The following is a 5,208-nucleotide window of genomic DNA, read 5'->3' as shown; positions in this document are numbered from 1 at the left end:
GGGACCCGCAAAACGCAAAGGCACCGCTTTCTGTCGAAATCGGCGCGTATTCAGCATATTGTGCTTATGTTGGAACTTTTACCGGACAGCAATAAAAAAGAATTTTGGCAGCAAGCCGTCAAACAAGCCGAAGAGAATCCACAAGACGCAATTGCAAGCAATTCCCTTATTGATGCTTATTTAACCCAATATCCCAAGGGAGATTTCGTAAAACAAGCAAATGAATTATATGAAAAAACATTAGCTCAAGAAGGGCTGAAAGAAGCCAAAAAAGACACTTTGCTTGGATTATCAGAAAAATCTCTTTTGAAAAGATACATGATGAAATACCCTCATGGTAAATTCGCAGAACACGCCTCGACATTCCTAGAAAAATTATTGTTCAGTTATTCGATGTCTCAAATAAAAAATAATACCAAAGATGCATTACGTCCAAATTCGCATCCCGAACAGTATCTAAGTAAATACCCAAATGGGAAATACAGAGATAGTATAAATATCGCTCTAGAAGACGCGAACTGGAAAATTTATTCACAAAAATGCGCCGAGAACCAGACAAAGGCAAGTTGTGAAGCACTTTTTACTTTTTCTGCAAAATTTTCAAGCAGCATCTATCTTGATAGTGTAAGATTATTAATTGATGAGCCTATGTGGACATCTATAAATGTAGCCGAATGTCATTTTTCTGAGAATGACGAATGTTCTGAAATAGAAAAGTATGTTGCTACTATTCCCAAGGGAAGATATATTAAGGATGCTGAAAAAATACTCGAAAAAGCCAAAAATAATAGCGAAAAAAGGGATTTAGAAGAACAACGAAAAGCTGAACGAGAAGAACGAGCTATGGCATGGTATGAAGAGTACCAAAATACGACCGAAGGATGCTCTTTCAATACAAAAAAGGATCAGTATGACTATGAATGGGGTGAACAGTCTTTCCCTGAGAAAAACGGGACTATAGAATGTGTCAAAAGAATCGATTTGACCCTTGATTCTCTTGATACGTTGAATTTCAAATGCATCGAGAGACAAAAAATTATTGTAAAGGGCGGCAAAATTACAAAGGGTGATGGTTTTTGTGTAAACGCAAATTCAGACACACTCGTCAGAAGATCATTCTCAAGTAGTGGCAAATTTAAAACTACTTACTATTTTCCAAATAAAATAATTTTTTCTGTTGGGGAAAATGGTGATTATTCAATCAAATCAAAGGAACTTAAATTAAAAGACATATATGCAGATAAAATAATCACTATTCTATCTCATGCAAAAACAACTTCCGGTTTATTATATCTTTATGATGTGGATAATTTTGAATTTGATTGGACAAAATCAGGTCAAATAAAAAATATTCGGATAACAGATTATGATAATCAAAAGAAAGTTATAGGGAAATTAAATATTCCCCTAAACGCAAAGGGCGAAAAACACGGAATATCAGAAATTTATACTGCGTCAACAAATAATTTCAAAATAGAGTGGAGTAACGGTAAATTCAAACGCATCATTGGTGGTGGAAAAAAACTTAAAGATAGTCTTTGTCCGAAACATGTGTGTGCGAATCTTATTTGGCAACTACAGAAAAGTGATATCGTCTATCACAATGTTCCAACTATGGAAAGCTCCAGAGATTCGGGATATCAAGGATTTGAAGAAGGCTGGATGCTCCATTATATAGCTTATTTATTAGGTATAACAATTAATGAAGGGCTAGAAATTTGGAACTCTTTGTAAATTTGCGTTAGGGATAGTGACCCCTTGGGGCGGAGACCTGCGTAGCAGGACTCCGTTTTAGGAGGCGGGCGACGAGCGAAGCGACGGCGGCAGCCCCTAAAATATAGCCCGACCCGCACGGGCAGTGCGGGGAACGCCCAAATAAAGAGAACTCGCCGGATTCCTGTACCGATTTGTTTGGGACGACGTGTGCTCCAGCTACTTGGACAAATGCGTAGGTCGAGAGTCGCGACCACGCTTGCGTGGGCATGACCGAGGCCAGCATTTGGCGCTTGCGCAAATCAAGAAGGCCGTTATCAACAGCGAAACGCTCACCGCCGAAAAGAAGAACGCGATGGCCATCCTCAGCTACGTGCTGAAGAACGTGCTCGACCTGTTGCACCCGGTGATGCCGTTCATTACCGAAGAGCTCGACAGCATCCTGTTCCAGGGCAGCGAAATGGTGATCAGCCGCGCATGGCCCAAGGCCGACGAATCGCTCATTGACGCGAAGATCGAAGCCGCATTCGACCAGGCATTCGCCGTGGTGGAAAGCGTGCGTGGCGTGCGTGGTCGCTACAACGTGAGCCCCGCCACCAAGCTGAACGCCGTGGTGAGTGTGGACGACGCCGCGACGGAAGCCAGCGTGAAGGACTGCATGGCTATCATCACCGAGCTTTCGGGTCTTTCTGACCTGAGCGTCGCCGTGAAGGCCGCCAAGCCGAAGTTCAGCGCCAGCGCCGTGGTGCCCGGTGGCGAACTCTACATTCCGCTCGAAGGTATCCTCGACCCGGCCGCAGAAATCGCCCGCTTGGAAAAGGAAATCGAGAAGGCCAAGGCATTCGCCGCTTCGATTGAACGCAAGCTTTCGAACCAGAAGTTCGTCAGCGGCGCTCCCGAAGCCGTGGTAAACGCCGAACGCACCAAGCTTGCTACGCAACAAGATATCATTGCCAAAAACGAGGCTGCTCTTAAGGAACTGAAATAGTTTACTAATCGGTTCAGCAAGCTCACCGATCTTACAAGGTCCCTGAGCCTGCCGAAGGGCCGAAGTCGAAGGATCTAAAATTTAAAGAGGTGTTCCTAACGGAGCACCTCTTTTTTCATTCATCTATTTTCCGAACAAATCAGAATGAGAACCAGTCGCAGTCGCCGAAAGAATCAACTCGTCATTGAATATCTGATACATCAAAAGCCAGTCCGGTTCTATATGGCATTCCCTAAAATCCGACAGAGCCCCACCCAGTTGATGATCACGGTTATGAGGCGGAAGCGGTTCTCCCTTCGACAACTTATCCAAGACAGTGATTAGTTTGTTTAAGTCTTTGCCACGCTTTTTCATGACCTTGACATCATGCTTCATGCGGCTAGTGTACTTAATCTGGTACAAAGGCTATTCCTCCAGCATAGAGGCAACAGCATCTGCCGCAGTGGCATAAGGGCCATGGAGATTTTTTCGACTACGCGTATCGCTAATAGCTTTTTCCAAGGACAAGTCTTCAGAAGCATGGCGAACATCAAAAGGAATGCCATTATGTTCGATGGCAAAAGTCAAGAAAATACGGATAGCCGTAGAGGTATCCATACCGAGAGACTGGAACAGATCATCCGACTTCTTTTTCAGGTCGTCATCGACCCTCATTTGCAATGTAGCCATAATCAAGCTCCTTTTTCCGTAAATATATACAATTTACATTTACAAGTCAATAATTTTTAACGAAATTGTATTGACAAGTCATTACGTCAATCAGTTTTTCAGTATCAATGACCATCTCTTTTGGCAAAAAATTGCCCTTTTCTTCACAAAACGCACTTTTTGGTAAACTTTTTTTAGTTTTCCGCCCATTTTTAGGCTATTTTATAAGAGTAAAAGAGTTTTTGCTCTTGTTCTCTAAGCGAAATCTAAACAATTTCCCAATGCGAGGACAAGGCGAACGCTCACGCAGGTATGCCGTTTTTGTGGCATGCTTTAGTTTGCTGTGCCGACTTTCGGGTCGGTTTTTGGTCGTATGACCATGGGCAACAGCCCGTTTGGGGCGTGGGTCGTTTGCGTTTATCGCATTGAGGCAAGTCTAGAGCCCCGCTTAGGTAAATGCAACGATCTACGCCTTTTTTGTATTCTCAAAAATCGCGAAGTGCTTTGCAGAACGAGGCGATCTTCCGAAATTCAACCAGAAAGAGCAGGCGTTTTCTGTTCTTTCACAAAAAAAGGAACGTGGCTGATGGATAATAAAGAACAAAAAGAAAACTTCGTCAAGAAAGTTGGCAAGATCTTTAACGATTTAGACAACAAAGTCTGCAACATTCAGCAAAACGCGATAGAACGAACTATGCAGACAAGAAAGAATTCTGTCGGTTGGCTATTTATCGCCCCCTTTTTAGCATCCGATTATTCAGATGCCACCGATAATGAAAGAACGCTCACTCGCATTTGTATCACAGGTTCAATAGCAACAATAACATTATTTATTCTATTTGCTTACATCAATCAGTGGTTTCCATCTTTCACAGAATTGAGTCCTAAAGTCAAGGTTGCAGTTCGTGCAGTCTGCTGGACGGCCCTGACTTTCTGTTTGATGATTCTTTGGAAAAAATTTTCCATTGTGACGGTACGTTTATTTTCCTGTCTCTTTGTTCTAGGTCTTTTCGAGCTTCTTGGATTGTTGCTATTCGACTATTTAGAGATTACATCTTCAATTCCAGCGATTGTCGTGTTGGTCATAGTGTCTGTTTTTTTCCTTATCTGGAACTTTTGGCCAAAGCCGAATGCTGACAATGTAATAGAACCATATGATGACAAATAAAATGACAAAACCAAGGAGTAAAGAATGATTTGTGAATTCGACAAAAATGGTTACGATACTTATCTTTGTGACGGATGTCGATCTGCTAGAGGACGGTCAATCGCAGGCACAGGTTGTCCCGATGGTTGGACCGAACCATCTACTGTGGGGAGAGGCACACATCTTTGCCCCCGTTGTACTGCCAAAAGAGACGCAAAAGAAGCCGCGAGAGAAGCGAAAGAGGCGGAAAAAAGAGCTAATACCAATTATAGGACTATGGGCATGGGATTACTTGCGATAATCCTATGCATTTTGGTAATCTCATTCCTCGCTGTTGGATATACAAATTAAAAAAACATCACTCCCCAATATGGACGATTCTTGTGCGGCTTAAATTTAATTTCTTTTTGACAAACCAGGCACACAAAGCGATATAAAAGTAGAACGGAAGTTCACAAAGGAGCCGTATGAAAAAAACTTCTTTTGCTGACACTTGCCCTTTCTGCATTGGCTTTTGCCGATAAGCCGACAGGCGTGTGGCGTTTCGCCCGCACAAATTCCATGTATTCTACTGCATGGAACCATCCGGGAACCATAATCGACCTTGGCGACAAGGAGGTAGTGTCAAGGGTTTTTCGCAAAAATAGTTTGTTCCAACATCAGATTTAGGCTACATTTCCTTTCTTTCTGCTCTTTTCCAGTTCCCGTTTCA

General features: G+C 42.7%; 5 protein-coding genes. 3 read left to right on the top strand and 2 right to left on the bottom strand.

The genetic code is table 11. From position 1 onward, the window contains the following. Positions 1-66 precede the first annotated feature (66 nt). Complete coding sequence (locus BUB55_RS13530; protein ID WP_073192380.1) at positions 67-1,734, top strand: hypothetical protein; 1,668 nt, start codon at positions 67-69, stop codon at positions 1,732-1,734. Between the two features lie 265 nt (positions 1,735-1,999). Then, entirely contained in the window at positions 2,000-2,701 is a 702-nt protein-coding gene (locus tag BUB55_RS13525) for a class I tRNA ligase family protein (RefSeq protein ID WP_234971949.1), read from the top strand. A 123-nt stretch (positions 2,702-2,824) separates the two neighbouring features. On the opposite strand, the gene BUB55_RS13520 is transcribed toward BUB55_RS13525, so the two are convergent. Continuing rightward, a complete protein-coding gene (locus BUB55_RS13520) occupies positions 2,825-3,103 on the bottom strand; it encodes a type II toxin-antitoxin system YafQ family toxin (protein ID WP_073192378.1) in 279 nt (92 codons plus the stop codon). A 3-nt stretch (positions 3,104-3,106) separates the two neighbouring features. Then, positions 3,107-3,370 (bottom strand): type II toxin-antitoxin system RelB/DinJ family antitoxin, encoded by a 264-nt coding sequence (locus BUB55_RS13515; protein WP_073192376.1) that lies wholly within the window; start codon positions 3,368-3,370, stop codon positions 3,107-3,109. 352 nt (positions 3,371-3,722) lie between these two features. Between BUB55_RS13515 and BUB55_RS13510 the strand changes: the two genes are divergently transcribed. Continuing rightward, complete coding sequence (locus BUB55_RS13510) at positions 3,723-4,517, top strand: hypothetical protein (protein WP_143153084.1); 795 nt, start codon at positions 3,723-3,725, stop codon at positions 4,515-4,517. The last annotated feature ends 691 nt before the right edge of the window (positions 4,518-5,208 follow it).

Origin of the sequence: Fibrobacter sp. UWP2, from assembly GCF_900141705.1 — a bacterium.
In the GTDB taxonomy this organism is placed as follows: Bacteria; Fibrobacterota; Fibrobacteria; order Fibrobacterales; family Fibrobacteraceae; genus Fibrobacter.
Note: the sequence above shows the minus strand (reverse complement) of the source record. Positions and strands in the feature narration are given on the sequence as shown.

Bases quoted from the DNA above. Each gene is read 5' to 3' on its own strand.
- BUB55_RS13530 (WP_073192380.1), top strand. From the start codon at position 67: ATGTTGGAACTTTTACCGGACAGCAATAAAAAAGAATTTTGGCAGCAA.
- BUB55_RS13515 (WP_073192376.1), bottom strand. From the start codon at position 3,370: ATGGCTACATTGCAAATGAGGGTCGATGACGACCTGAAAAAGAAGTCG.
- BUB55_RS13510 (WP_143153084.1), top strand. From the start codon at position 3,723: ATGACCATGGGCAACAGCCCGTTTGGGGCGTGGGTCGTTTGCGTTTAT.